The organism is Phytohalomonas tamaricis (assembly GCF_003012345.1).
Taxonomy (GTDB): Bacteria; Pseudomonadota; Gammaproteobacteria; order Pseudomonadales; family Halomonadaceae; genus Phytohalomonas; species Phytohalomonas tamaricis.
This window is the reverse complement of record NZ_PVRV01000020.1, coordinates 213,221-238,355: the sequence shown is the minus strand read 5'-3', so window position 1 is coordinate 238,355 and position 25,135 is coordinate 213,221. Positions and strand designations below refer to the sequence as shown.

At 54.1% G+C, this 25,135-nt stretch carries 21 protein-coding genes; 10 read left to right on the top strand and 11 right to left on the bottom strand.

Features of this window, described 5'->3' with window-relative positions; translation table 11 throughout:
- Window positions 1–85 precede the first annotated feature (85 nt).
- Window positions 86–1,546 (top strand): NAD-dependent succinate-semialdehyde dehydrogenase, encoded by a 1,461-nt coding sequence (locus C3Z11_RS06610; RefSeq protein ID WP_106477165.1) that lies wholly within the window; start codon window positions 86–88, stop codon window positions 1,544–1,546.
- Between the two features lie 77 nt (window positions 1,547–1,623).
- Here C3Z11_RS06610 and C3Z11_RS16765 read toward each other — a convergent pair whose 3' ends face one another.
- Window positions 1,624–1,770, bottom strand: coding sequence for a hypothetical protein (locus tag C3Z11_RS16765; RefSeq protein ID WP_158700935.1), 147 nt, complete (start codon window positions 1,768–1,770; stop codon window positions 1,624–1,626).
- Window positions 1,771–2,356: 586 nt separating this feature from the next.
- Between C3Z11_RS16765 and C3Z11_RS06600 the strand changes: the two genes are divergently transcribed.
- Window positions 2,357–3,376 (top strand): amidohydrolase family protein, encoded by a 1,020-nt coding sequence (locus tag C3Z11_RS06600; protein WP_106477163.1) that lies wholly within the window; start codon window positions 2,357–2,359, stop codon window positions 3,374–3,376.
- A gap of 72 nt (window positions 3,377–3,448) precedes the next feature.
- Here C3Z11_RS06600 and purH read toward each other — a convergent pair whose 3' ends face one another.
- The 8 genes from purH to ppa all read right to left on the bottom strand — a co-directional run bounded on the left by purH (window position 3,449) and on the right by ppa (window position 12,312).
- A complete protein-coding gene (gene purH, locus C3Z11_RS06595) occupies window positions 3,449–5,029 on the bottom strand; it encodes a bifunctional phosphoribosylaminoimidazolecarboxamide formyltransferase/IMP cyclohydrolase (RefSeq protein WP_106477162.1) in 1,581 nt (526 codons plus the stop codon).
- Between the two features lie 132 nt (window positions 5,030–5,161).
- Window positions 5,162–5,461 (bottom strand): DNA-binding transcriptional regulator Fis, encoded by a 300-nt coding sequence (gene fis, locus C3Z11_RS06590; RefSeq protein WP_106477161.1) that lies wholly within the window; start codon window positions 5,459–5,461, stop codon window positions 5,162–5,164.
- Complete coding sequence (dusB, locus tag C3Z11_RS06585) at window positions 5,458–6,471, bottom strand: tRNA dihydrouridine synthase DusB (RefSeq protein WP_106477160.1); 1,014 nt, start codon at window positions 6,469–6,471, stop codon at window positions 5,458–5,460. Before dusB ends, fis begins: the two co-directional genes overlap by 4 nt.
- Window positions 6,472–6,564: 93 nt before the next feature.
- Entirely contained in the window at window positions 6,565–7,482 is a 918-nt protein-coding gene (prmA, locus tag C3Z11_RS06580; protein WP_106477159.1) for a 50S ribosomal protein L11 methyltransferase, read from the bottom strand.
- 146 nt (window positions 7,483–7,628) lie between these two features.
- Window positions 7,629–8,972, bottom strand: a complete 1,344-nt coding sequence (gene accC / locus C3Z11_RS06575) for an acetyl-CoA carboxylase biotin carboxylase subunit (RefSeq protein WP_106477158.1) — start codon at window positions 8,970–8,972, stop codon at window positions 7,629–7,631.
- Window positions 8,973–8,989: 17 nt separating this feature from the next.
- Window positions 8,990–9,451: an acetyl-CoA carboxylase biotin carboxyl carrier protein gene (gene accB / locus C3Z11_RS06570; RefSeq protein WP_106477157.1), complete on the bottom strand. Its 462-nt coding sequence runs from the start codon at window positions 9,449–9,451 to the stop codon at window positions 8,990–8,992.
- Between the two features lie 288 nt (window positions 9,452–9,739).
- Window positions 9,740–11,647 (bottom strand): protein-disulfide reductase DsbD, encoded by a 1,908-nt coding sequence (dsbD, locus tag C3Z11_RS06565; protein WP_106477156.1) that lies wholly within the window; start codon window positions 11,645–11,647, stop codon window positions 9,740–9,742.
- Window positions 11,648–11,775: 128 nt separating this feature from the next.
- Window positions 11,776–12,312, bottom strand: coding sequence for an inorganic diphosphatase (gene ppa, locus C3Z11_RS06560; RefSeq protein ID WP_106477155.1), 537 nt, complete (start codon window positions 12,310–12,312; stop codon window positions 11,776–11,778).
- Window positions 12,313–12,506: 194 nt separating this feature from the next.
- Here ppa and C3Z11_RS06555 point away from each other — a divergent pair, with 194 nt between their 5' ends.
- Window positions 12,507–14,249 (top strand): bifunctional protein-serine/threonine kinase/phosphatase, encoded by a 1,743-nt coding sequence (locus C3Z11_RS06555; protein ID WP_106477154.1) that lies wholly within the window; start codon window positions 12,507–12,509, stop codon window positions 14,247–14,249.
- Window positions 14,250–14,335: 86 nt separating this feature from the next.
- Here C3Z11_RS06555 and C3Z11_RS06550 read toward each other — a convergent pair whose 3' ends face one another.
- Window positions 14,336–15,595 (bottom strand): 6-phosphofructokinase, encoded by a 1,260-nt coding sequence (locus C3Z11_RS06550; RefSeq protein ID WP_106477153.1) that lies wholly within the window; start codon window positions 15,593–15,595, stop codon window positions 14,336–14,338.
- Window positions 15,596–15,941: 346 nt separating this feature from the next.
- On the opposite strand from C3Z11_RS06550, the gene mpl reads away from it, so the two are divergent.
- Window positions 15,942–17,318: a UDP-N-acetylmuramate:L-alanyl-gamma-D-glutamyl-meso-diaminopimelate ligase gene (gene mpl, locus C3Z11_RS06545; protein ID WP_106477152.1), complete on the top strand. Its 1,377-nt coding sequence runs from the start codon at window positions 15,942–15,944 to the stop codon at window positions 17,316–17,318.
- 184 nt (window positions 17,319–17,502) lie between these two features.
- Here the strand turns inward: mpl and C3Z11_RS06540 are convergent, their stop codons facing one another.
- Window positions 17,503–18,915 (bottom strand): bifunctional DedA family/phosphatase PAP2 family protein, encoded by a 1,413-nt coding sequence (locus C3Z11_RS06540; protein WP_106477151.1) that lies wholly within the window; start codon window positions 18,913–18,915, stop codon window positions 17,503–17,505.
- A 249-nt stretch (window positions 18,916–19,164) separates the two neighbouring features.
- On the opposite strand from C3Z11_RS06540, the gene C3Z11_RS06535 reads away from it, so the two are divergent.
- The 6 genes from C3Z11_RS06535 (at window position 19,165) to rodA (ending at window position 25,130) form a co-directional block, all read left to right on the top strand.
- Window positions 19,165–20,475 carry a glutamate-5-semialdehyde dehydrogenase gene (locus C3Z11_RS06535; RefSeq protein WP_106477150.1) on the top strand — a complete coding sequence of 437 codons (1,311 nt, stop codon included), beginning with the start codon at window positions 19,165–19,167 and terminating at the stop codon, window positions 20,473–20,475.
- Window positions 20,475–21,146 carry a nicotinate-nucleotide adenylyltransferase gene (gene nadD, locus C3Z11_RS06530; protein WP_106477149.1) on the top strand — a complete coding sequence of 224 codons (672 nt, stop codon included), beginning with the start codon at window positions 20,475–20,477 and terminating at the stop codon, window positions 21,144–21,146. Before C3Z11_RS06535 ends, nadD begins: the two co-directional genes overlap by 1 nt.
- Before the next feature lie 66 nt (window positions 21,147–21,212).
- Window positions 21,213–21,575: a ribosome silencing factor gene (gene rsfS, locus C3Z11_RS06525; protein ID WP_106477148.1), complete on the top strand. Its 363-nt coding sequence runs from the start codon at window positions 21,213–21,215 to the stop codon at window positions 21,573–21,575.
- Window positions 21,572–22,039: a 23S rRNA (pseudouridine(1915)-N(3))-methyltransferase RlmH gene (rlmH, locus tag C3Z11_RS06520; RefSeq protein ID WP_106477147.1), complete on the top strand. Its 468-nt coding sequence runs from the start codon at window positions 21,572–21,574 to the stop codon at window positions 22,037–22,039. The genes rsfS and rlmH overlap by 4 nt, the downstream gene beginning before the upstream one ends.
- Before the next feature lie 27 nt (window positions 22,040–22,066).
- Window positions 22,067–23,983: a penicillin-binding protein 2 gene (gene mrdA / locus C3Z11_RS06515; RefSeq protein ID WP_106477146.1), complete on the top strand. Its 1,917-nt coding sequence runs from the start codon at window positions 22,067–22,069 to the stop codon at window positions 23,981–23,983.
- A gap of 10 nt (window positions 23,984–23,993) precedes the next feature.
- A complete protein-coding gene (gene rodA, locus C3Z11_RS06510) occupies window positions 23,994–25,130 on the top strand; it encodes a rod shape-determining protein RodA (RefSeq protein ID WP_106477145.1) in 1,137 nt (378 codons plus the stop codon).
- Window positions 25,131–25,135 lie beyond the last annotated feature (5 nt).

The window sequence follows — 25,135 nt, the reverse complement described above, 5'->3', positions numbered from 1 at the left end:
GACTAGCGTATCTCTTCTATAATCGTCATTCTTGATGATATGCATTGGTGTGCGCGTTTTTCTATGGAAAGGAAAGGAGTTTGATATGGATCTCTTGAAAGACAAGAACCTGTTTCGTCCATTTGCCTATATCGACGGTAATTGGGTAGCCGCCGATAGTGGTGAGCAGATCGATGTGGACAATCCCGCCACGGGTGAAACTATTGCTCAAGTGCCGAGGCTGGGCCGCAAGGAAACCGAGCGCGCCATAGACGCCGCTCATGCCGCGTTTCCTGCTTGGCGTGACAAGACCGCCCAGGAACGTGCCGATGTGTTGTACAGATGGTACGAATTGATGCTTGAGCACAAGCAGGACCTTGGACGCATCATGACCCTTGAACAGGGCAAACCGGTTAAGGAGTCTGAGGGAGAAATCGCCTATGCCGCGAGCTTTCTACGCTGGTACGCCGAAGAAGCGCGGCGCGTCTATGGTGATACTATTCCCGGGGCCAAGGCGGGGCAACGCATTCTTGTCATCAAACAACCGGTTGGCGTCGTTGGAGCAATAACGCCGTGGAATTTCCCGGCATCGATGATCACCCGTAAGGTCGGTGCTGCTTTGGCGGCAGGATGCCCGATTGTTATCAAGCCTGCCAGCCAGACGCCGCTTTCCGCGACTGCACTTGCTGCACTCGCGGAGCGGGCCGGTGTGCCCAAGGGTGTGTTCAACGTGCTACCGGGCAGTGCCGCCGAAATCGCCGGCGCCCTCACGGATTCGCCACTGGTGAGTAAGATCACCTTTACCGGCTCGACGGAAGTGGGGCGCGAACTGATGGCCAAGTCCGCTCAGCACATTCAGAAGATATCACTGGAACTGGGTGGCAATGCACCGTTCATCGTTTTTGACGATGCTGATCTTGACGCGGCGGTCACTGGTGCTATGGCGTCCAAATTCCGCAATGCAGGTCAGACCTGTGTTTGTACTAACCGCTTTCTCGTACAGTCCGGTGTGGTTAATGCATTCTGTGAGAAAATGGCTGCTGCCATGCATCATGATTTAGTGGTTGGCGATGGCATGCAGGAAGGCGTGACGATGGGGCCGATGATTGATGAAAATGCGGTCGAGAAAGTCGCTGATCACGTGCAAGATGCGCTTGAGCAGGGCGGGGAGCTGTTGCTGGGTGGCCACCCGCATCATCTGGGCGGGCGTTATTTTCAGCCCACACTGATAGGTAATGGCAAGCCGAGTATGAAAATTGCTCGCGATGAGACCTTTGGCCCGCTGGCGGCTGTATTTCCCTTCGACACCGAAGAGGAAGCCGTGCGAATGGCCAACGATACGGAGTTTGGTCTGGCTGCTTACTTCTATAGTCGCGATTTCGCTAGAGTCTGGCGTGTCGCCGAAGCGCTTGAATACGGAATGGTGGGCATTAATGAAGGTCTGATTTCGAACGCTGCGGCGCCCTTCGGTGGGGTGAAGGAATCAGGACTAGGACGAGAAGGTTCGAAATATGGTATCGATGAGTATCTTGAAATCAAGTATCTATGCATGAATGTTAGCGCATAGGCATCACTCTGTAGGTAAATATAAAGAAAGAGGTCCCGATAAAGGGACCTCTTTTTACAGTATCTTTCGATGACAGCTTAGCTGCACATCTCGCCAGCGTTGGCGTACTGTGTGAATGTCCAAGAGCCAGAGTACTGGCTGACATAAGTATAGGCGCCAGCAGTAACGGCGACAGTAGCTGCGATAGAAATCGCGATCTTTTTGATGATCATCCCTTTGAACATGCGTTTTTCCTTTTTAAGAACTGATTTTCAGGTAATGCGAGTGCTTTTTCGCATGACGCACCTTAGTCAAAACTTAAACTTTTTATTGTGCTGATCTGGCTTTTTCGCAGATATCAGCGCTCTTATTAAAGGAATCGCTCAATAGTACCGTATAAGGATGACAACCAGCGTGCATTGTATTAACCTTGGTTGCAAGAATGACTTTTTATTAAAAGATGCAGTCTTGGCTACAATGATATATGAGTTGTTTCAAGAGACACGTGACCAATCGGGCATCAATGGAGGTCGATATGGTTAAGCGCATGAATCTTGGTGTTATCTATTTCTTAGTCAGCTATGCGGCTGTATATGCCGTGACGCGAGATCCTTGGATCAGTGGTCTTATCTCACTGGTTGCTCCGCTTGGGCATGTTGCCAAGTTGACGCGTAAAAGGAAGCTGTGGGCACCGCTGGAAAAACGCTGCCAGTTTTCCTCATGTGCGGTATGCCCCGGAGCACAGCATTGTATGTTGACGCACCGTGACTAACATGCCCCTTTTGAACTGAAAGGGTATGATTGGGAGATGGCCTGCATGGAGTACTCCCGATGACAAAATTCACAAAGGCGGTTGGGCTGTGGCTCGCCGCCTTTTTGTTGGTCATTGTTTGTTGTACGCCTGCCTATGCGCGAAATTACACGTTCGTCGATGCGCATCTGCACTATGTCGATTTTTTTCAACATAGCGACGGTGTCGAGAGCCTGCTTGATGCCATGGATCATACCCACGTCGAACATGCCCAACTAATGGGTATTGGCGTTGCAAAAAAATGGGATGCGCACGCGCCGAAAAAACCGCGCTTTTTCATGAGTGACGATGCGCCTGTCTATTGGTACTCCGCTACTGACTATTTGTTGGCTGAGGCGCTGACACGAGCCCCCGATAACGTCCAGGCACGATTCTCACCATTCATTTCCGGCTTTAATCCGACCGACCTTAATGCTGCGGAACATATTCAGCGTCTAATTGATCTGTATCCAGGGTTTTGGAAAGGTATCGGAGAAATATTTACGCGTCATGATGATCTTACCAGGCTGACTGAAGGTGAAGTGCCTCGCGCTGATCATCCTGCCTTGATGGCCGTCTACCGGCTTGCCGCTGAGCGAAAACTTCCAGTGCTGGTTCATTCCAACATCACGGCCAAACGCGAAAACCGGCCCCTTTATCTTGATGAGTTTGAGCAGGCCGTTAAGGCGAATCCCGATACCGTTTTCTTATGGGCTCACGCGGGAACGAGTGAGGAGCTTAACCGCCGCTTAGGTCGCTTGAGCTTTTTGCGTGATGAGGTGGAGCGCATGCTGAAAGCCTATCCCAATCTCTATATAGATTTGTCCTGGACAGTACTTGAGCCTTATTTACTGGATGCCAGTGGCCACCCTCGCCAGGAGTGGGTAAGGCTGATCCAGCGTTATCCCGATCGATTCACGTTAGGGAGTGATCTGGTTGGACAGTTTTATCCGATGAAGCAGGTGCTTAACCGTTTTATTCCCTTTCTTGATGCGCTCGATGAGCGGACTGCCAATAAAGTAGCGCGAGATAATTTCATGGCTCTGATGGGCATTGAGTGATTTCTTTGATGCCATAAAGTAACAAAGCGGCCTAAGGCCGCTTTGATGTGCTATGTAGAAGCGCTAAATGTGTTAATGACGGAAATGGCGCATGCCGGTGAAGAGCATCGCTATATCTGCTTCATCAGCAGCGGCGATGACTTCCTCATCACGTACAGAGCCGCCGGGTTGGATAACGGCGCGGATACCTGCTTGAGCAGCATTGTCAATGCCGTCTCGGAAGGGGAAGAACGCATCGCTTGCCATTACCGAGCCGGTAATCTCAAGGCCGGCGTGCTGAGCCTTGATGGCTGCGATCCGAGCTGAGTTGATACGACTCATCTGCCCGGCACCGACGCCGATAGTCTGACGATTCTTGGCGTAGACAATCGCGTTGGATTTGACGAACTTGGCGACCTTCCAGGCAAAGATCAGATCATGAAGCTCGTGTTCGGTCGGGGCACGCTTGGTAACGACCTTGAGATCAGCGTCACTGATCATGCCTATGTCACGGCTTTGTACCAAGAGGCCACCATTGACGCGTTTATAATCCCAGCCTGGTACGCGTTCGGTTGGCCACTGACCGCTTTCTAGTAGTCGTACATTGGTTTTGGCTGCAACGGCCTCGCGCGCTTCTTGGCTGATGCTCGGTGCGATGATGACCTCGACGAATTGCCGGTCGATGATTGCGCGTGCAGTGTCGCCATCGAGCTCTCGGTTGAAGGCGATGATGCCACCAAAAGCCGACTCGCTATCGGTTGCGAAGGCAAGCTCATAGGCGGCGCGGATGCCGCCCTCAGGACTGACCGCTACACCGCAGGGATTGGCATGCTTGACGATGACACAAGCCGGCTTGGTGAAGTTTTTAACGCACTCAAGCGCGGCGTCAGTGTCGGCAACATTATTGAAAGACAGTTCCTTGCCCTGTAGCTGTGTCGCCGTCGCGATACACGCTTCAGCGGGCTCTTTTTCGACATAGAACGCTGCCTTTTGATGCGGATTTTCACCGTAGCGCATCGACTGCCGCTTGGTATATTGCAGGGCATAGGTACGAGGCAGGCCTTGTTCCCCTTCGGTAACACGCTCTCCCAGAAAGCGCGCTATAGCGCTGTCATAGTGGGCGGTGTGCTCGAAGGCTTTGACGGCTAGATCAAAACGCAAGTTGTCGTCAACGGCGCCATCATTGTCCTGCATCGACTCGAGAACGCGTGCATAGTCGGCACTCTCGACCACAACAGTGGTATAGGCATGGTTCTTGGCGCAGGCGCGTACCATCGTCGGGCCCCCGATATCGATATTCTCGATAGCATCTTCAAGCGAACAATCCGGCCTGGCGACCGTCGCTTCAAAAGGGTAAAGATTGACTATAACCATGTCGATCGGAGCGATATGGTGCTCGGCCATTACCGCATCATCCTGCCCGCGCCGTGCCAGAATGCCACCGTGAATGCGCGGATGGAGAGTCTTGACGCGGCCATCCATGATTTCTGGAAATCCCGTATGCTCAGATACTTCGGTCACCGGCACGTCGTTTTCCTTGAGTATACGGAAGGTGCCGCCGGTCGACAGCAGTTCAACGCCTTGCTCACTCAGAGCGTGGGCGAAATCGACGATGCCTGTCTTGTCCGAGACACTCAAGAGCGCGCGACGAACGGGGGTGAAATGGTCAGCCATGGATTCTCCACTTATCACTTACGGTTCATGACCCAGAGGGTCCCAGACGTATTACGGACGGCCGCTTTGATCGAGCATTGATAGCGTCGAGAGGCGGTTCTCTTGTTCAGAAAGCGTTGGAAAGCAGTAGTGTTAAATCAAGCCGTATTGCTTGAGTTTCTTGCGTAGGGTGCCCCGATTCAGACCCAGCATGGCTGATGCTTGAGTCTGATTGCCGTGCGTATGTTCCATGACCGAATTCAACAGCGGAGCCTCAACTTCGGCTAGTACCATGGTGTAGAGATCGCTGACGTTCTCACCGTCGAGATGATCGAAATAGCGTGCCATGGCCTGCTCTACGGCTTCACGCAATGTTTGCGGCTGCTCGCCAACGTGGCTGAAAGCGTCGATGACTCTTTCCTGTTCGGTAGGCAATGCTTGTCTGCTGGTCATGCTGCATGAGTTCCGTCAGACGGGACACGCGTGAGCGTGTCTGAGAAAAGTTGAGTCACAAAATGTCGTTGATCAGATGGCGTTTCAAGCGTATTAAACATCCCTCTCAAGCAGGCACCATCCTGGCGGGTGGCGAGATACCAACCGACATGCTTGCGTGCGATGCGAGCCCCCATGTGTTCACCATAATGATCGTAGAGCGCGCTCAGGTGAGCTTGCATGACATGCTCACGCTCGCTGCTGCTGGGACGAGAAAGGTGCTGGCCAGTGGCGAGAAAATGATCGATTTCGCGAAAAATCCAGGGGTTTCCTTGTGCGCCTCGGCCCACCATCACGGCATCTGCTCCAGTATAATCCAGGACCTGACGTGCTTTCTCGGGCGAATCGATATCACCATTGGCGAATACAGGAATCGATACCGCTGACTTGATTTCGGCAATGGTGTCGTATTCCGCTGAGCCATTATAGCGCTGTTCGCGAGTGCGGCCATGTACAGCCAAGGCCTGAATGCCCAAAGATTCAGCCAGTCTAGCGATTCGGACACCATTTTTAGAATTGTCACACCAGCCGGTGCGTATCTTGAGGGTGACGGGCAGGTCGATGGCAGTAACGACAGCGTGCAGGATATCGGCCACGAGACGTTCATCACGCAGAAGCGCTGAGCCTGCAGCCTTGTTGCATACCTTTTTGGCCGGGCAACCCATATTGATGTCGATGATTTCAGCGCCATGTTCGGCATTGGCTTGAGCAGCATCGGCCAGCATTTCGGGATCGCCACCGGCGATTTGGACGATGCGCGGCCCATCCTCGCCGCGATGATCGAGTCGCAGGCGCGATTTGGGCGTATGCCACAGCCGTTTATCGGCAGTAACCATTTCGGAAACGGTCAGACCCGCCCCCAGTTCGCGACAAAGCTGGCGGAAAGGGCGGTCAGTCACACCGGCCATAGGGGCCAGAATGACACGATTGGACAGTATGTGCTGACCGATGCGTGGCAAAGGCTGAGACATGACAGGTAGCGCTTTGAGAAAAGGGGGGGCTATGATAGCGGCCCCGCCGGTGTTCTTGAAGTGTTATGCATCGTTCTTATGCAGGTATTTGCATTATTCAGGTTGAGGACGATAGCCATCCAGCCGAACCCAGCCTTCACGTTCAGTCGGCTCATTCATGACTAAACCACAGGCATGGTAGGCGTCGATAATGTCATTAGCCTGATGGCTAAGAATACCGGACAGCGCAATGTGGCCACCTGGCGCCACGCTTCCGGCAATGATGGCTGCCAGCTCAATCAGCGGTCCGGCCAGAATGTTGGCAAGGACAATATCATAAGTAACGGCCGGAGCCTGCTCGGGATAACAGAGCGAGAACTCATTTTCGTCAATTCCGTTGCGTTCTGCATTGTCACGGCTCGCCTGCAGCGCTTGAGGATCGATATCGGTTCCGAACGCGTGGTTCGCACCAAGCTTGAGCGCAGCAATGGCCAAAATGCCCGAACCGCAACCGACATCGAGAACGCGTTTACCTTGAAGCTTGTCATCGAGAGCTAATGAATCAAGCCAGTTCAAGCACAAAGAGGTGGTGGGATGCGTGCCCGTGCCAAACGCGAGGCCTGGGTCTAGCAGCAGGTTGACAGCGTCCTTATCGGGAGCATCAAACCAGCTGGGAACGACCCAAAGGCGCTTGCCCATCTGGATTGGCTCGAAGCCATCCATCCATTCACGGCTCCAGTCCCTGTCCTCGAGGATCTCGAATTCAATCTCAGGACAGACATCATCTGGATTTTCCATTGACCATGCGTCACGAACCCGCCCGAGCATCTCATGGATGCCTTCTAGGTCATCATAGAGCCCCGTGAGGACAGTATGATTCCAAAGTGGAGTGGTGCCACGCTCGGGCTCGAACACCGGATCATCATGCGCGTCTTCCAGTGTAATGGCACAGGCGCCTTCATTGAGCAGAAGCTCTTCCAGCGTCTCGGCATATTCAGGAGAGATGTGGGCTTTCAATTGCAGCCAAGGCATGGTGCAGTCCTCGCAGATAAGGCATCGGCTCGCGATTTTAGATCGAAATTACGAATCGGGAGAGGAGAAAGTAAAAAAGGGCGACATTAATCGCCCTTTCTTGGGGTACGGGTCGTTACGGCAAAAAACAGCGTAACGACCTGTTATTAGCTCAAGCCAAGCTTATGCTCAAGATAATGGATATTGACCCCGCCTTTCTGGAATTCCGTATCGCGCACCAAGTCTTTCTGAAGATCGATGTTGGTCTTGATACCTTCGACCAGCAACTCTTCAAGAGCGTTGCGCATGCGTGTTAGCGCGCTTTCCCGATTCTCACCCCAGGTAATCAGCTTACCGATCAATGAGTCATAGTGAGGCGGTACGGTATAGCCGGTATAAAGGTGCGAGTCCATGCGTACGCCGAGACCGCCTGGCGCATGATAGAACTCGATCTTGCCGGGGGAGGGCATGAACGTGCGCGCATCCTCGGCATTGATACGACACTCGAAAGCATGGCCGTTGAGCTTGACATCTGACTGCTTGATCGACAGCGGCTGGCCTGAGGCGATCTTGAGCTGCTCCTTGACGATGTCGACGCCAGTGACCATTTCCGTTACTGGATGCTCGACCTGAACGCGAGTGTTCATCTCTATAAAGAAGAACTGGCCATCCTCATAAAGGAACTCGAAGGTGCCGGCGCCGCGATAGCCAATGTCAACGCAAGCGTCTACACACGCCTTGAGTACATTCTCACGCGCTTGGGGGTCGATATGCGGTGCGGGTGCTTCCTCCAGAACCTTCTGGTGGCGGCGTTGCAGAGAACAGTCGCGGTCATAGAGATGAATTGCATTACCCTGACCGTCGGCAAGCACCTGGACCTCGACGTGGCGAGGCTTTTCAAGGTACTTCTCCATGTAGACTACGTCGCTGCCGAAGGCTGCGTTGGCCTCGGTGCGTGTAATGCTTACGGAGCTCAGCAGATGCTGGGCGTCACGCACCACACGCATCCCTCGGCCACCGCCACCTGCGGCAGCTTTGATCATCACGGGGTAACCGACACGCTCTGCAATGGCCAGCACTTCCTCATCACTGTCGGGAAGCGGGCCGTCGGAGCCAGGCACGGTCGGAACGCCTGCTTTCTTCATGGCCTCGATGGCTGAAACCTTGTCACCCATCAAGCGAATGACATTGGCCGTTGGGCCGATGAAGACAAACCCTGAGCGCTCGACCTGTTCGGCAAAGTTGGCATTCTCGGAGAGAAAACCATAGCCCGGATGAATGGCGGTTGCGTCAGTCACTTCTGCAGCTGAAATCAGTGCAGGAATGTTCAAATAGGATGCTGCAGACGAAGCAGGCCCAATGCAGACGGCTTCGTCGGCCAGGCGTACGTGTATGAGATCGCGATCGGCCTTGGAGTGCACTGCTACCGTGCGAATGCCCAGTTCCTTGCAGGCACGCAGGATTCGTAGCGCAATTTCACCACGATTGGCGATCAGTACCTTTTCCAACATAGGAATTGTCCGTCGCTTTAAGAAATCAAAATCATGGGCTGGTCAAATTCGACCGGCTCGCCGTCTTCAACCAGAATAGCTTCGACCACGCCATCCTGATCGGCTTCGATCTGGTTCATCATTTTCATGGCTTCGACGATGCAGATCGTGTCGCCTTTCTTGATGCTCTGACCAACCTCAACGAAGGACTTGGCGCCCGGCGCCGGTGCACGATAGAAGGTGCCGACCATGGGAGAATTGATGGGATGGCCGCTTGCAGCAGCAGGAGTGGGTTCTTCACCATGGCTCACTATCGGCGCGCTAGACGGCTGCTGCGGCGAGTAGTAGCCCATTGGGGCCTGCATCATCGGTACTTGCCCAGACTGTCCACTAAAGTTGCGGCTGATGCGGACGGACTCCTCGCCTTCCTGGATCTCGATTTCACTGATGTTGGATTCTTCCAATAGCTCGATCAGTTTCTTGACCTTGCGAATGTCCATATGGGGTTCCCAAATAATGAGTTGAATAAAACTTAGCCTAGTCTGCGCAGGCTAGCCTTGAGAGTCAGTTTACGACCATTAACGCCAACATCGGCGTTCATGCCTGCGACCGCTGTTAAAGAGATTAGTACTACGGTGCGAAAGTGCAGGTGAGGCATTTCTGGTCGCTGTTAACCTGGAGAGGAATCGGCAAGATCGCTTCACAATCATGCATAATAGCCTCTCCGAACAATGTTCGCGGAGTTTGCCGAAAAAAAACCGACCTGTCTAGCCGATGGCGGAGAGGTATCAGGAACGGTAATAATCAAGTATGGCATCGAGTCGCTTGGCTAACGTGTCGACGTCGACTTCCCCCTGAATACGGCTACCCTTGATTTCATTGTGCCCCTTGAAAAATAGCAGACTGGGAGGGCCAAACAGATTAAAGCGCTCAAGCAGTGCACGGCTTTCCGGACTGTCGCGTGTTACATCGGCACGGATCAGGTGAAAGTTGGCAAGACGTGCTGCTATTTCTGGACGCGGCAGAACATTACGCTCCATGTCGCGGCAACTGATACACCAGTCGGCATAGAAGTCGACAAATACTGGCCGATCGCGTTTTTCTGCAGCGGCCAGCGCACGGTCGAGGGCCTCGGATGAGGTGATCGTCTCGAAGCTCACATGTTGCTGCGCAACTGGGGCTGAGGTGAAAGATGTATCGCTGACGGCCAGAGGGGCCAGCGGATCGTGACCGCCCCGTGCCGCGCCGATAACGCATGCTATTCCCCACACTAGCGCAATCATTCCGACCGTTTGGCGCGTACGTGGCCAGCCGTTTGGAGTGGCGAAGTTCAGAGCGCCGAGCGCCAAGCCTATACCGATAGACAATGCGCCCCACAACAATACTTCCAGCGATGCGGGTAACAGGCGTGCCAACAGCCAGAGCGCCACGGCAAGCATCATTACGCCAAACACGGCCTTGATCGTATTCATCCAGGCTCCCGAACGGGGCAAAAGGCTCATCCCGAAAGTGCTTACGATGACGAGTGGTACGCCCATGCCGAGCCCCATGGCGAGCAGGGCGCCGCCGCCCAACAAGGCATTGCCGGTCGCTGAAACAAACGTCATCGCACCCGCCAGCGGAGCCGAAATACAAGGCGATACCACTAACGTGGATAGCGCGCCGGCGCAGGCAATACCCAGTGGCCCACTGGCTTGCAGGCGCGCCAGAATACGGTCGATGCGTGCCGATAATTTATTAGGTAGGCGTAACGCGAAAGCGTCGAAAAGCCATAGTGCGAATATCACAAACAGTAATGCAAAAGGCACCAGGACCCAAGGTGACTGCAGCCGCGCCTGGATATTCAAGCTGGCGCCAAACATGCCGATCACTGTGCCTAGAAAGGCGTAGGTGATCGCCATGCCAAGCGCATAACAGCTTGATAAACCAAAGGCACGCTTTCGTCCGGCCTGCTGCCCTACGACTATTGAAGAGATAATCGGCAGCATCGGCAATACGCATGGTGTAAACGTCAATCCCAGGCCAGCCATGAAAAAGAGCCCCAGGATCAACGGCAATGACGCCTCATTGAGTAGGGCATCGAAGCGACTATCTTCACTTAACACGCGAGTGAAGGGGGAAGGCACCGAGGGGTTGGTGGCCTGATCCAGCGTATCGGAGGAGGCATTTTCAGGCGAAAGGGAGGCAGGCTGGGCAAAACGTGCGGGAGTTGCCTGCTCATCAGCCTGTAATACGACATGTTCGGGCGGATAGCAGAGCCCGGCGTCGGCGCATCCTTGAAAGGACACCGTTACAGATATGGGGCCCGGGGGGGCACGCTCAACTGGCGCGAACATGACGACCTGATCATGAAAGACCTGGACTCGTCCCAGGTAATCATCATCTTTTTCCTGCCCTTCTGGCAGCTGCAATGGACCTAGACGAACGGCATCGTTAGTGCTTTTGAGGTCAAAGCGTGAGCGGTAAAGATAGTAGTTGTCAGCGCTTTCGAAACCGACAAATAACGTTTGACCTTCACGCCACGCAGTAGGGCGGAAGGCCTGATCTACTGGCAGAAAATCAGCTTTTTTTCCAAACCATTGGCTGACTGCGTTATCGCCAGCGGAGGATGAGTTCGTTTGCGAGGGGAATGGTCCGGCGTGTACTGCTGACGTAAATGTCAAAAAGAAAAACAGGAGAACAAGGCGACGCAGCATGACATTAATGACCTTCATTCGTAGCTGACGCGGATAAGAGAAAGAGGAAGGAAAGCGCTGGGATGTTAACAATGCTGGCGTCTGGACAAAAGGAAAGAGGCGGACCACGTTAGTGGCCCGCTGCGGTGTTACTGCTGCTCGTTCTGGTAGGCTGAGACTGCCTTTTCGATGGCCTGACGGGCAGCGTCGGCATTGTCCCAGGACTCTATCTTGACCCATTTACCTTTTTCGAGATCTTTGTAGTTCTCAAAGAAATGGGCAATCTGCTGACGTAGAAGCTCAGGCAGATCAGTCACCTCATGGATATCATCATACAAGGTGCTCAACTTCGGGTGCGGTACGCAAACGAGCTTGGCATCTTCGCCCGCTTCGTCTGTCATGTTCAAAATACCGACCGGACGAGCACGGATGACACTGCCGGGCTGAACCGGGTAGGGCGTGACGACCAAGGCATCAAGAGGGTCGCCGTCATCGGCTAGCGTATTAGGAATGAATCCATAGTTGGCCGGATAGAACATTGGCGTCGCCATGAAACGATCGACCAGCAGCGCATCCATATCCTTATCGATCTCATATTTAATCGGCGCATGATTGGCCGGGATCTCGATGGCAACGTAGATATCGTTGGGGAGGTCCTTTCCAGCGGGGATCTTTTCAAAACTCATCTTCCGAGTCCTTGCATTTGCGGTTGCTAGCTTGGCGAGTGAAAATCGCGAAAATTATACGAATTGGTTCAGGCGATTACCAACCTGACTGAATAAACTCCGTCGAACGGGCATAATTAAGCCATGATAGGCTTAATTCAACAGGGCCATGTAGCGGATAATCATGACCTTATCAGTGCTTTAGGAAGGAGTCATTGGTGGATAGCGCTCTATCATTAAGTTTCGGGCACGCCTTTGTGGCGTCCGATCACCGCAAGCACCGCTCGTCGATGTCTGTACAAATCCCAGAAGGCGAGCAGCTGGCGATGAAAGGAGCGTGTGCGGTTATCGCCGATTCCACCTCGCGTAATGCTATCGCTAAACAGGCCGGCGATCTGTCTGTACGTGGCTTTCTGGCGGATTATTTTTCAACGCCGGCGCATTGGGACGTCAAGACGGCGGCGACGCGGGTGCTACGTGCCCTGAATGGCTGGTGCTTCAGTCAGAGCCGTTATGTCGCTGGTGGAAGCTATGTCAGTTCGCTCTCTGCCATGGTGTTTCGTGATCGCATGGCGCACCTTTTTCACATGGGCGACACGCTGGTGTTTCGGCTGCGCGGTGCTGAGTTTGAGCAACTTTCCCGTGATCACGTAACTGATCTGGGTGGTTATCGCTATCCCTCCCGGGCACTGGGTATGGATGGCAGCATCGATATCGATTATCTCTCGTTACCGCTCAAGCAAGGGGATATCTTCCTTTTTACCACCCAGGCTGTGCGCGGCACTCTGCTGCCTTCCGATTACGTTCAGCTCATTCGCCAGGATGTCAGCGATCTTGATGGTGCTTGTGAACGCCTGGCCAAGGCTGCCATGCAGCGGGCTGGTGATCGCGGCTATGGTGCCGAGGCATTCTGCTTTCAGCTGGTTCGCATTGATCGTTTGCCTAAAGAGACGAGCGAATCTCCAGAGCAACTCTATGGCAAGTTGCCTATTCCACCTGAACTCGACGTCGGAGATCGTCTTGATGGCTTTGAGGTGGAAAGGATCATCTCACGTACTGCCAAGGCGCGGGTCTATCTTGTCAAAGATAGTGAGCGCGGTAGCGCGATGGTGATGAAAACGCCCAGTCCCGAACTTTCCCTGCGCAACGCCTATCTGGAACATTTTATGTTTCAGCAGTGGATTGCCGAGCGCATCAAGTCACCTTTTGTGATTCGCGTCATTTCGCCGCCCAGGCCGCAGCGTTACCTTTACTATCTGATGAGTTTTGTCGAAGGGGAAACGCTGGCGGAATGGGTGGAGCGGCATCCTCAGGCGAGCCTCGAGCAACGTCTCGATATCGCACGTCAGTTGGGTAAGGCTGTGCATGCGGTACATCGTCGTGATGTGCTGCATCAAGGGATCAGGCCCGAGAACATTATTATTGACCGCCATGAGCAGGTGGTTCTTGCAGACTTTGGCGCCTGTGCTCGGCGTGATCTCGATAGCAGTGAAGAGGCGATATCGCTAGCACGTGAAGTGGGCCTGTGTGATCACAGTGCTCCCGAATATGCCCTTGGGATCAGCGTAAGCCGACGTAGCGATCAATTTGCGCTGGCCTCGACAATCTATTGGCTAGTGACCAATGGTGCCATGCCTTACGGGCAGTCATTACGTCAGTTGCGCCAGCAGAGCGAGCTTGATCAGTTGCATTATCGTAGTGCCCGGGACATTGAGCCGGCCATCTCTTCTCAGCTTGATAACGCGCTTAAGCGGGCACTATCCCCGAAACGTGCGCTGCGTTATCGACGCCTCTCCGAGCTGCTCTATGCGCTTAAGCCAGCGGCTCACGATGATTCCTCTGTTCAGTCCGAAGATATATCTCAAAAGCGTAGTCCATGGCGTGAGCCGGCCAACATCTGGCAAGCAATAGCCGGGGTGCTATTGATGTTGCTGGTATTGTCCTGGTGGTTGAACTAGGTGGTCATACGACGCCGACGAAAAAACGGCGCCAGCACTGTTGCTGGCGCCGTTTTGTATTGGCTTCGCGTATCTTGCCTCAGCGTTTAAAGGCTGAACGTGGCAAGTTTCTTTTCAACAGCGGCGAGCTCGAGCGTGGCGAATTTGGGTAACCCATTTTCGAAGGGAGGGAAGTCTTCACCTTGAATTAATGGCTCAAGATATGCGCGGCAGGCAGCAGAGATGCCGAATCCATCCTCGCTGATATAGTCTCGCGGCATGAATTTTTCCTGGTTGGCCACTTCAGCCAGCGGTGCATCTTCCAGGCGCCATTCATAAGGTGTGTCACTGACGCGTTTGATCGCTGGCATGACGGCATTCTTGCCTTCAAGCGCACACTCAACGGCGCGCACCCCGACGGCATAGGCTTGCTCGACATCCGTCTTTGAGGCGATATGACGTGCTGCACGTTGCAGGTAATCAGCCACCGCCCAGTGGTATTTGTAACCCAAATCCTGCTTGACCATACCGGCCAGAGTAGGGGCGACGCCACCCAGTTGACGATGTCCGAAGGCATCGGTATTGCCAGCATCAGCCAGGAAAGTGCCGTCACTGTAGCGAGCGCCTTCAGAAACAACGATCACGCAATAACCGCTGCGCTTGACCGATTCATCGATATGCCGCATGACGCGAGTACGGTCGAAGGGAATCTCGGGGAAAATGATCAGGTGCGGCGGCTCGTGAATGCCTTTCCCCGCCAATGCGCCTGATGCCGCAATCCAACCTGCGTGTCGGCCCATGGCTTCAAGAATGAACACCTTGGTAGAGGTGGCACACATCGAGGCGATATCAAGCGCCGCTTCGCGTACGGAGGTGGCGATATACTTGGCTACCGAGCCAAACCCGGGAGAGTTGTCGGTAATCGGTAAGTCGTTATCGACGGTCTTGGGAACGTGAATGGCCTGCAGTGGATAACCCATCCGCTCGGAGAGCTGAGATACCTTAAGACATGTATCTGCGCTATCGCCGCCGCCGTTATAAAAGAAGTAGCGGATGTTATGGGCTTTGAACACTTCGATCAGACGCTCATACTGCGTGCGATGTGTATCGATATCCTTGAGCTTGTAGCGACATGATCCGAAAGCGCCACCCGGGGTGTAGCGCAATGCGGAGATCGCTGCTTCGCTCTCTTGACCTACATCGATCAGATCTTCTGTCAGTGCGCCGATAATGCCGTTTCTTCCGGCATAGATTTTGCCGATGCTATCGCTGTGCTTGCGGCAGGTTTCGATTACACCGCAGGCACTGGCATTGATGACAGCCGACACACCGCCGGATTGCGCATAAAAGGCATTGAATTTGGCCATTGAGGGCTTCCTGCTTGTAGTGGCTCTTATGTCGTTCTCTCTCGACTCGAGGCGAGTACGTCTACTTCATGTACTCACCTTTTCAGGCATGCAGCTTTCCGTACAGGCCCGGTGACGGTTGCCTTTAATCGGCTTCCGTTCTGGTGGGCATCATAGCTAAACTGCCCGTCGCCTGCGACCTTAAGTCGCGGCAAGCTCGGAGCCTGACGCTATCGTAACTCTCATGCTAGGCTGATTCGGCTTTAGGCTAAGCCTTGTGGCGTGATGCTTTATCTGTTGCCCACGCTTGGCAGCAGGCAGCTTCGTTTGATATTGAAATCCTCTTACTTTTTGTTGAGTCGGTAGCATGCATCTTCATATTCTCGGTATCTGCGGTACGTTCATGGGTAGCCTGGCGCTACTGGCGCGTGAGTTGGGGCATCATGTTACCGGGTCGGACGCCAACGTTTATCCACCGATGAGTACGCAGCTCGAGGCGGCAGGCATTGCCCTATTGAGCGGTTACAAGGCCGACAATCTCGATCCTGAACCGGATCTTGTGGTAATCGGCAACGCCCTCTCGCGTGGTAATCCCGAGGTTGAAGCGCTGCTGTCGCGCAAGCTTCCGTATGTGTCTGGCCCACAGTGGCTGCGTGAACATGTATTGGGAAAGCGTACCGTGCTTGCTGTCGCGGGGACGCATGGCAAGACCACTACGGCCAGCATGTTAGCCTGGATTCTTGAGTGCGCTGGCATGTCGCCAGGGTTTCTGATCGGTGGCGTACCGCGTAACTTCGGCATTTCCGCGCGCTTGGGAGAGGCAGACGCTCCGTTTGTGGTCGAGGCCGATGAGTACGATACGGCCTTCTTCGATAAACGCTCCAAGTTCGTCCACTATCGTCCTGATATCGCAATTCTCAATAATCTCGAATTCGACCACGCTGATATCTTTGACGACTTGGCCGCCATCGAGCGTCAGTTTCATCATCTGGTACGTACTGTTCCGGGCAATGGCCGACTAATCGTTGCTGACGATGAGCCTGCATTGCGCCGTGTGTTGGATAGAGGCTGCTGGGCACCTGTTGAGACGTTTGGCGAGCAGGGCGATTGGCAACTGATGCTGGAGCGTGATGATGCCAGTCGCTTTCAGGTCAAGCAGGGCCAGCACAAAGAGGTCGTGGAATGGTCGATGACGGGACGACACAATGCCAGCAACGGCCTTGCGGCGATTGCTGCAGCTGTTGCCTGCGGTGTGCCGATTAAGACCGCTGCGGCTGCGCTGTCACGTTTTGCTTCGCCCAAGCGGCGTCAGGAAGTGCGGGGTGAAATCGCGAATATTCAGGTCATCGATGATTTTGCTCATCACCCGACAGCAATTGCCTTAACACTTGCCGGACTACGCGCAGCGATGGATAAGGGGCGCCTGATTGCTGTGATCGAACCACGCTCGAATACGATGCGTTTGGGAACCATGAAGGCGCGCTTACCGGAAAGCGTAAGTGCTGCCGATGACGTCTACTGGTATCAACCGCCTCAGTTGGGCTGGGAAATCGATGATGTAGCAGAACAGTGTGTTATGCCAGCGCATGTGTTCAAGGACCTGGAGGCGTTAGTAACAGCGCTGGTTGATAAGGCACAACCAGGCGACCGTGTCGTGATCATGAGTAATGGCGGATTTGGTGGGCTACATGAAAAACTGCTGGCCGGGCTAAGTGAACGCCATGCGAGCGGGCTCAGCGTTTGATCGTGGCAGTTTTGATAATGGCAATAAGCGGTCGAAAGAGAGAATGCGCGATCGTCATTGGCTGCTGCTAAAAAGGAAGGTTGTTCGATACTTCAAAGGCAAGCAAGGTCGGGAATAAGAGCAACTGATGATTTCAAGGCCATCCCCGTCACGTATTTAACGCGGTGGGGATGGCCTTGGAGAATTAGACGCGTGGCAGTAACGTCATGCGCGCGAGGAAGAGAAGCACGGAGCCCAGCAATAACCACGGCCAGGGTTTGAATGCGAGCGGCGTTTGGCTGAAACGATGGTAGCTGATCCGTATCAAGGCACACACCACCAACCCCAATAGCACGCCCCCGATCAGATCGCTTGCCCAGTGAACGCCATAGGCCAGCCGTGAAATGCTTATCGTGATGATGATCAGGATGGCGCCCCAGTAAGGCCAGCGCCTCGCGCCAGAGGATTGATTCTGAGCAATGAAGGCCGCCGCGAGCCCGTACATGACCATTGCACCGGAAGCGTGGGCGCTGGGGTAGGAGAATGACCCAATCAAATGATCGGGCGTCATCGGGCGGGGACGGCCGATAGAATACTTGAGTACGGTGTTCAGTAGGCCAATGATCCCCAGGGCCATGGCCCAGTGAATGAAAGCGGCGTAATAGCGCTGCCATAACATCCATAAAAGCCAAGGTAGAACCAGCGCGACAATCCCTAGCTTGTCGCCGAGAAAGTCCATGAACAGGCCATACTCAGCGATAAGATGATGAGTAGCCAGCGATGCAAAAATCGCTTTGCTTTGTAGGTCAAGTACCAAAGGTTGATCGGCATGGCTGATCACGTAGGCTGTCCAGCCGACAAACAGCCATAGTGAGCCGATACCCAGCATGAGTGATGCCAGCGGGAACTCACCGCCAGTGAAGCGTTGGCTGAAGGCCAGCCACAGCCGGCGGCGCCATTCTCTCTTCCGTGCCCAGTGCAGTGCGCTGCGATAGAAACGCCCATTACGATCAAGGCGGCGACGCAGCCATGAAAACGTGAGCGCCGCTATGACCAGCAGCGTAAACAGTTCCAGAAACCACTTTTCACTGCCTGGTGGCAGGTCGATCTGTTTTTGCCAAGCCTGGCCAAGGTAGTAGCCGGGCAAAAGATAAACCGGGGCCCATATAAGGGCAGAAATTATATTGATAGTTAAAAAGCGCGCTTTAGGCATATGCAACATGCCTGCTACTAGCGGAATGATAGGGCGCACCGGACCAACGAAGCGCCCGAATGCAATCGAAAGGATGCCGTAACGCTCAAAGAATGCCTGGCCACGGGAAAGCCACTCAGGATGACGGTTGAACGGCCATAACGATGGGATGCGTTCATGCTGGCTATGTCCCAGCCAAAAGCTGAGTGAATCACCGATTACTGCGCCAATCATGCTGCTGATGAGCAAGGCGACGATGGATATATCAGCATGACCGGCAACTGACGCGGCGACCGTCAACAGCAGCACGCCGGGGACAAGCAGCCCGATAACGGCAAGCGATTCCGCCAGTGCAATAAAGCCAATCGTGACTATCAATAGCGCGGGTGAGTAGGCGAGGCCCTCAATCCAGCTGACCGGATGCATCAATAAGTCTCCATTGTGGTCGCTTGACAGTCGGCGGCCAACGTTTGAATCGAAAGAACCTTGAATAGGTCATGCGTGCGAAAATGCCAAGAGAGGCATGATTAAAACGAAATACAGGAACGGCAAACGGTTTTTACTTGCTTACCCTGCTGGCTTATAGTGGCACGTCATATCACGCTGCCGGGCATTATAGCGAGCGGGACGCCGTCTGACAGTGAACGGGTCATCCATCAGGGAGATTGTGGCGCCATGGCGCAAGTTTCAGCAGATGTTCATGATAATAGTGCTGTACCACATGATGGCCAGGACATTGTGCCGTATGTCCGTACTCTCGGGCGCAAGGCACGCGCTGTCAGTAAGCAGCTTGGCAGCATGGATGCAGAGACAAAAAACGCTGCGTTACTTGCTATTGCCCATCAACTTGATGCTTCACGTGAGGCATTGAAGGCAGCCAATACGCAGGATATGGATAATGGCCGAAATAATGCGCTTGATGCCGCGTTGCTTGATCGCCTTCATCTGACCGATGCCCGTATCGATGCGATGATTGAGGGACTTAAAACAGTCGTCGCCCTGCCTGATCCTGTAGGTGAAATTGATGGGCTGAAAAAGCGGCCGAACGGCCTGCAGATTGGCAAGATGCGTGTGCCGCTCGGCGTGATCGGCATCATTTATGAGTCACGTCCCAATGTAACTATCGATGCCGCGGCGTTATGCCTGAAAGCTGGCAACGCTGCAATTCTGCGTGGGGGATCGGAGGCCCGATATTCCAATGCAGCTATCGCTGCCTGCATAAGTGCCGGACTTGAGTCAGCAAACGTGCCTGTCGCCGCGGTGCAGGTGGTGAGCACAACTGATCGAGCGGCAGTCGGCGCTCTTATCCGCATGCCTGAATTCGTCGACGTGATTATTCCACGCGGCGGCAAGTCCTTGATCGAGCGTATCAGTGCCGAAGCCACGGTGCCTGTTATCAAGCACCTTGATGGTAATTGCCACGTTTATATTGATGGTGCGGCAGATCTCGTTATGGCGGAACGTATAGCGTTCAATGCCAAATGCTATCGCTACGGCATCTGCGGCGCGATGGAAACGCTGCTCGTCGATACGGCTATCGCCAGCCATTTCCTACCGGTCATGGCGCAACGCTTCAGTGCACATGGCGTGACGCTTAAAGGCTGTGAACGCACTCGGGGAATTGTCGACGGCATCGAGACGGCAAGCGAGGCTGATTGGGAAACCGAGTACCTCGGTCCGACGCTGGCAGTGCGTGTGGTTGATGGGCTTGATGAGGCTATAAGCCATATCAACCGTTACGGCTCTGGGCATACTGATGCGATCGTATCTGAGCATTTAGGAAGGACGCGACGCTTTCTTGCCGAAGTCGACTCCAGTTCCGTGATGGTCAATACGCCGACGTGCTTCGCTGATGGCGCCGAATACGGGCTGGGCGCAGAAATAGGCATTTCAACCGGTAAACTGCATGCCCGCGGCCCGGTTGGGCTAGAAGGGCTGACCACTCAAAAGTACATCGTATTGGGCGATGGTCAGGTGCGGGGCTGATGGGCAAATGGTTTACTGAGCATCCTTGTGTCGCGATGTTGGGCGGAACCTTCAATCCGGTCCACTCTGCCCACTTGCGCAGTGCAGTTGAATTGCAGGAGGCCTTGGAACTCGATTGCGTGCATATGGTCTTAAGCCATATGCCGCCGCATCGCGAAGCGCCAGGGGTATCGTCACAGGATCGCTTCGCCATGCTCAAAGCCGGCATTGGTGAGACGCCACATGTGATAGCCGATGATCGTGAAATCGCACGTGAAGGCTTTTCCTATTCTTTAGATACCTTGGCGTCGTTGCGTCAGCAGTATGGTCAACAAGCCCGCCTTGTCATGGCGATTGGAATTGACTCATTTTTGAGCCTGCCGCAGTGGCATCGTCCAGAAGCTTTGTTCGATTATGCCCATCTTGTGGTTATTGATCGTCCTGGGTATCAGTTCGAGATGGCCGAAGATCTGGTACGCCTAGTGGCAGGACGTGAAGTGGATAGCCGCGAGGCATTGATGGCGACGCCTCATGGCAAGATGCTGCATATTAGCTTGTCTACTCAAATGGCCATTTCTGCAACCTCGATAAGAGAACGCCTCTCTGATGGAAAAAGCGTCCGGTACCTGATTCCCGATGCCGTGGAACACTATATTCAGCGTCATTTGCTCTATCAGCAAAATGATGTTTAAAACGTCTGGCTAAAAAAACGCTGACGAGTAAAATGCCCGTTCGCGTTAACACACATCCGAGGAGCTATGCAGACAGAAGCACTCTCATCTCTGGTAATCGATGCCCTTGAAGAACTTAAGGGACGTGACATTACCGAACTCAACGTGGCGGAACTGACTAGCGTGACCGATGTCATGGTAGTCGCAAGTGGCACGTCGAGTCGTCATATCAGTGCGCTGGCTGACAATGTCGTCGAGCGCGTCAAAGCCGAAGGCATTCGTCCTTTGGGTATCGAAGGCAAGCAGGGCAGTGAATGGGTGCTCGTCGATCTGGGTGATGTCGTCGTCCATGTCATGATGCCTGAAACACGCCAACTGTATGATCTTGAACGTCTATGGTCAGATTTGCCCGGTGATCGTCAGGAGGGGGCGCGTGGAGGCGAGCGGTGAAGCTTAAGATACTGGCTGTCGGCACCCGTATGCCCGACTGGGTTGAGCAAGGTGTAGAAGAGTATCGCAAGCGGATGCCACGCGATTTCGCGCTTGAAGTGATCGAGATTCCTCCAGGGCCTCGCCAGAAAAGCGCTGATCCTGCACGTGCAATCGCAGCGGAGGGCGACCGAATACTGTCGCGCCTTCGCGATGATGAACATGTCATCGCACTTGAGGTCACTGGCAAAGCCTGGTCGACGCCGCATTTGGCGAAGGAATTGGATGAGTGGCGTCACGCGGGGCGTGATGTGACGCTACTGGTGGGGGGCCCGGACGGGCTCGATCAGCGTTGCTTGAATCGCGCTGAGCACCATTGGTCCCTTTCCAAATTAACGTTGCCCCATCCGTTGGTGAGGATACTACTGGCAGAGCAGCTCTATCGTGCGTGGACGTTGCTTGTCGGACACCCCTATCACCGTTGATTATTCCAGCAACACTAGAATCCAAACATGCGCCAACGTCGCGCGACGCTTAAAAATCCCGAGCAGGAAGTCGGCCTGTTCCGACGTCGAAGCCTAGTGGCGGCGCTGGTCGTAATGTTATTGACCTGTGCGCTGGTGGGGCGACTTGTCTACCTGCAGGTCATCGAACATCAGGCCTTTATCACGCGTTCTGATAAGAACCGTATGCGGGTCGAGCCTTTACCGCCCACCCGTGGATTGATTTATGACCGTAACGGGACGCTGCTGGCCGAAAACAGGCCCACATACAATTTGACGCTGGTGCGCGAGCGCGCCGGCGATGTCGACGATACGATAAAGCTGCTGGTATCCATTCTCGACCTGCCACAGGATCAGACTGAGATTTTTCAGACACGTTCGCGTCAACGTCAAAGACCCTATCAGCCTGCGCTTCTCATGAGCGATTTGACCGAGCATCAAATCGCCGAACTGGCCGTTAATCGTTACCGCCTTCCTGGTGTCGAAGTCGAGGCACAGATGCTGCGCTACTATCCGCAAGGTCCTTTGATGTCCCATGTGCTGGGTTATGTCGGACGTATTAGCGAGAAGGATCTTCAGCGGCTTGATTCGAGTAACTACGCGAGTACGCATTTTGTCGGCAAGACAGGCATCGAGCGGTTCTATGAAGACAAATTGCACGGCACGGTGGGGTATCGGCAGGTTGAAACCAATGCTCGTGGTCGTGCTCTGCGGGAGTTAAGTCGTACACCGCCGATTCCCGGCGAGGATATCAGGCTGACAATCGACGCCAAGTTGCAAGAGCTGGGCGCTGAATTACTCGACGGGCGCCGTGGTTCTATCGTTGCGGTTGAACCAAAGACCGGGGCTATCTTGGCCATGGTGTCGTCACCGGGGTTTGACGCCAATCAGTTTGTTACGGGCATTGATTACAAATCCTACAAGGCGTTGCAGGACGACCCTGACCTGCCACTTTATAACCGCGCCATACACGGCCAATACCCGCCCGCATCTACCGTCAAACCCTACATGGCACTGGCAGGATTGCAAAATGGTGTCATCACGCCTTCGGATACGGTCTACGACCCCGGCTATTACCAATTACCCAACGATTCGCGCAAGTACCGTAACTGGCTGCGTTGGGGGCATGGCCGGGTTGATATGAAGCGTGCCATCACGGTCTCCAACGATACTTATTTCTTTACCGTCGCCCATGAGTTGGGCATTGACCGGCTCTCCTCGTTCATGCATCGCTTTGGCTTCGGCGAAGACCATAGTCTCGACGTCTGGGCGCCGCGAAGTGGCTTGATGCCCTCGCAGGATTGGAAACGTGGACGCTATAACAAGCCTTGGTATCCCGGCGAAACGCTATCAGTAGGCATTGGTCAGGGCTATTGGCTGGCAACGCCTTTACAGATGGCGACGGCGTTGGCGGTGTTAGCCAACAAAGGACATTGGGTGCGCCCCCACCTTGCTCAGAAAATCGGTGATCAGGCTATAACGCCCCCGTTTCCCAATACGCCGGAAGATATCGAACTTACCAACGATAGATGGTGGGATCTGGTATTCGGTGCCATGGAGAACGTCATGTCGGGAAGTGAAGGGTCGGGACGCGCTTCAGGTCGGAATCTTCAATATCGCATGGCTGGTAAATCCGGTACCGCTCAGGTATTTACGCTGGGCCAGGAGCAAAAATATAACGCCGCGGAATTGGCCGAGCGTCTTCATGATCATGCCCTGTTTACGGCCTTCGGCCCTATTGAAGATCCCCAGATTGCCGTTGCGGTCATTGTCGAGAATGGAGGGGGTGGAAGCCGCGTGGCCGCGCCTATTGCCCGTGAAATGCTGGATGCCTGGATACTGCCTCACATGAAGTCTGAAGAAGAAGCCAAGGCGGCTGTCGAGGCGAGCCAGAGCGAGGCGACAGTTCAGAACGTGGGGGACTGATGGAAACGCTATGATTAATACTTGGACAAGGATTTATCGGCGCAATAAACGTCGGCGTGGCCGCCTCAGCTGGGAAAGCCTGCGTCTAGACCCATGGATGATTCTATTGTTGCTTATCATCATGGGGGGCGGTCTGGTGGTGCTCTATAGTGCCAGCGGTGAAGCTAAGCGGCTGGTCGAGGCGCAGGCGATTCGCTTTATTGCTGCATTTTTTATCATGTTTGCCATTGCTCAGATTCCTCCCCAGATGATGCTGCGCTGGGCGCCGGTGTTCTATGGTGCGGTAACGTTGATGCTTATTGCTGTCGATGTAATGGGCTATCACGCTATGGGCGCTCAGCGCTGGTTGGAAATCCCCGGTCTGTTCCGTTTTCAGCCATCGGAACTGATGAAACTGGCAATGCCCATGATGCTATCGGCGTATCTCGCGCGACGCAGTCTGCCGATGAATTGGAAAGATCTAGGGGTATGCATCTTATTGATGATAATACCGGTCGGTTTGATAGCCGATCAGCCCGATCTAGGGACATCATTTCTCGTCGCTGCGACGGCCTCGTTCGTTATTCTTTTGGCCGGGCTTTCATGGAGAATCATCGCGTTTTGCGCCGTAGTCGTCGCGGCAGCGCTACCTTTGCTGTGGCTTAATATGCACGGTTATCAGAAGCAGCGTGTTCTGACCTTTATAAACCCCGAAAGCGACCCGCTTGGTGCCGGCTGGAATATTATCCAATCCAAGACAGCGATTGGTTCTGGGGGCATCTATGGCAAGGGCTGGATGGAAGGGACCCAATCACAGCTTGAATTTCTACCTGAGCGGCATACTGACTTCATTGTTGCCGTTCTGGGAGAGGAGTTTGGGCTGATAGGTATGCTTGTGCTGCTGTTTTTTTATCTGTTGATTGTCGGTCGGGGGCTTTACGTCGCCAACAAGGCACAGGATACTTTCGGGCGGCTGCTTGGGGGCAGCCTCATTCTGACATTTTTCGTTTATGTATTCGTCAATATAGGCATGGTGAGCGGATTACTACCTGTGGTGGGCGTTCCATTACCGCTGGTCAGTTACGGTGGCACCTCCAGCGTGACCCTGCTGGCCGGCTTCGGTATCCTGATGTCCATTCACACCCACCGCAAGTTACTGCCGCGCTAGGGAGA

Bases quoted from the DNA above. Each gene is read 5' to 3' on its own strand.
- C3Z11_RS06610 (WP_106477165.1), top strand. From the start codon at position 86: ATGGATCTCTTGAAAGACAAGAACCTGTTTCGTCCATTTGCCTATATC.
- C3Z11_RS16765 (WP_158700935.1), bottom strand. From the start codon at position 1,770: ATGTTCAAAGGGATGATCATCAAAAAGATCGCGATTTCTATCGCAGCT.
- C3Z11_RS06600 (WP_106477163.1), top strand. From the start codon at position 2,357: ATGACAAAATTCACAAAGGCGGTTGGGCTGTGGCTCGCCGCCTTTTTG.
- purH (WP_106477162.1), bottom strand. From the start codon at position 5,029: ATGGCTGACCATTTCACCCCCGTTCGTCGCGCGCTCTTGAGTGTCTCG.
- fis (WP_106477161.1), bottom strand. From the start codon at position 5,461: ATGACCAGCAGACAAGCATTGCCTACCGAACAGGAAAGAGTCATCGAC.
- dusB (WP_106477160.1), bottom strand. From the start codon at position 6,471: ATGTCTCAGCCTTTGCCACGCATCGGTCAGCACATACTGTCCAATCGT.
- prmA (WP_106477159.1), bottom strand. From the start codon at position 7,482: ATGCCTTGGCTGCAATTGAAAGCCCACATCTCTCCTGAATATGCCGAG.
- accC (WP_106477158.1), bottom strand. From the start codon at position 8,972: ATGTTGGAAAAGGTACTGATCGCCAATCGTGGTGAAATTGCGCTACGA.
- accB (WP_106477157.1), bottom strand. From the start codon at position 9,451: ATGGACATTCGCAAGGTCAAGAAACTGATCGAGCTATTGGAAGAATCC.
- dsbD (WP_106477156.1), bottom strand. From the start codon at position 11,647: ATGCTGCGTCGCCTTGTTCTCCTGTTTTTCTTTTTGACATTTACGTCA.
- ppa (WP_106477155.1), bottom strand. From the start codon at position 12,312: ATGAGTTTTGAAAAGATCCCCGCTGGAAAGGACCTCCCCAACGATATC.
- C3Z11_RS06550 (WP_106477153.1), bottom strand. From the start codon at position 15,595: ATGGCCAAATTCAATGCCTTTTATGCGCAATCCGGCGGTGTGTCGGCT.
- mpl (WP_106477152.1), top strand. From the start codon at position 15,942: ATGCATCTTCATATTCTCGGTATCTGCGGTACGTTCATGGGTAGCCTG.
- C3Z11_RS06540 (WP_106477151.1), bottom strand. From the start codon at position 18,915: ATGCATCCGGTCAGCTGGATTGAGGGCCTCGCCTACTCACCCGCGCTA.
- C3Z11_RS06535 (WP_106477150.1), top strand. From the start codon at position 19,165: ATGGCGCAAGTTTCAGCAGATGTTCATGATAATAGTGCTGTACCACAT.
- nadD (WP_106477149.1), top strand. From the start codon at position 20,475: ATGGGCAAATGGTTTACTGAGCATCCTTGTGTCGCGATGTTGGGCGGA.
- rsfS (WP_106477148.1), top strand. From the start codon at position 21,213: ATGCAGACAGAAGCACTCTCATCTCTGGTAATCGATGCCCTTGAAGAA.
- mrdA (WP_106477146.1), top strand. From the start codon at position 22,067: ATGCGCCAACGTCGCGCGACGCTTAAAAATCCCGAGCAGGAAGTCGGC.
- rodA (WP_106477145.1), top strand. From the start codon at position 23,994: ATGATTAATACTTGGACAAGGATTTATCGGCGCAATAAACGTCGGCGT.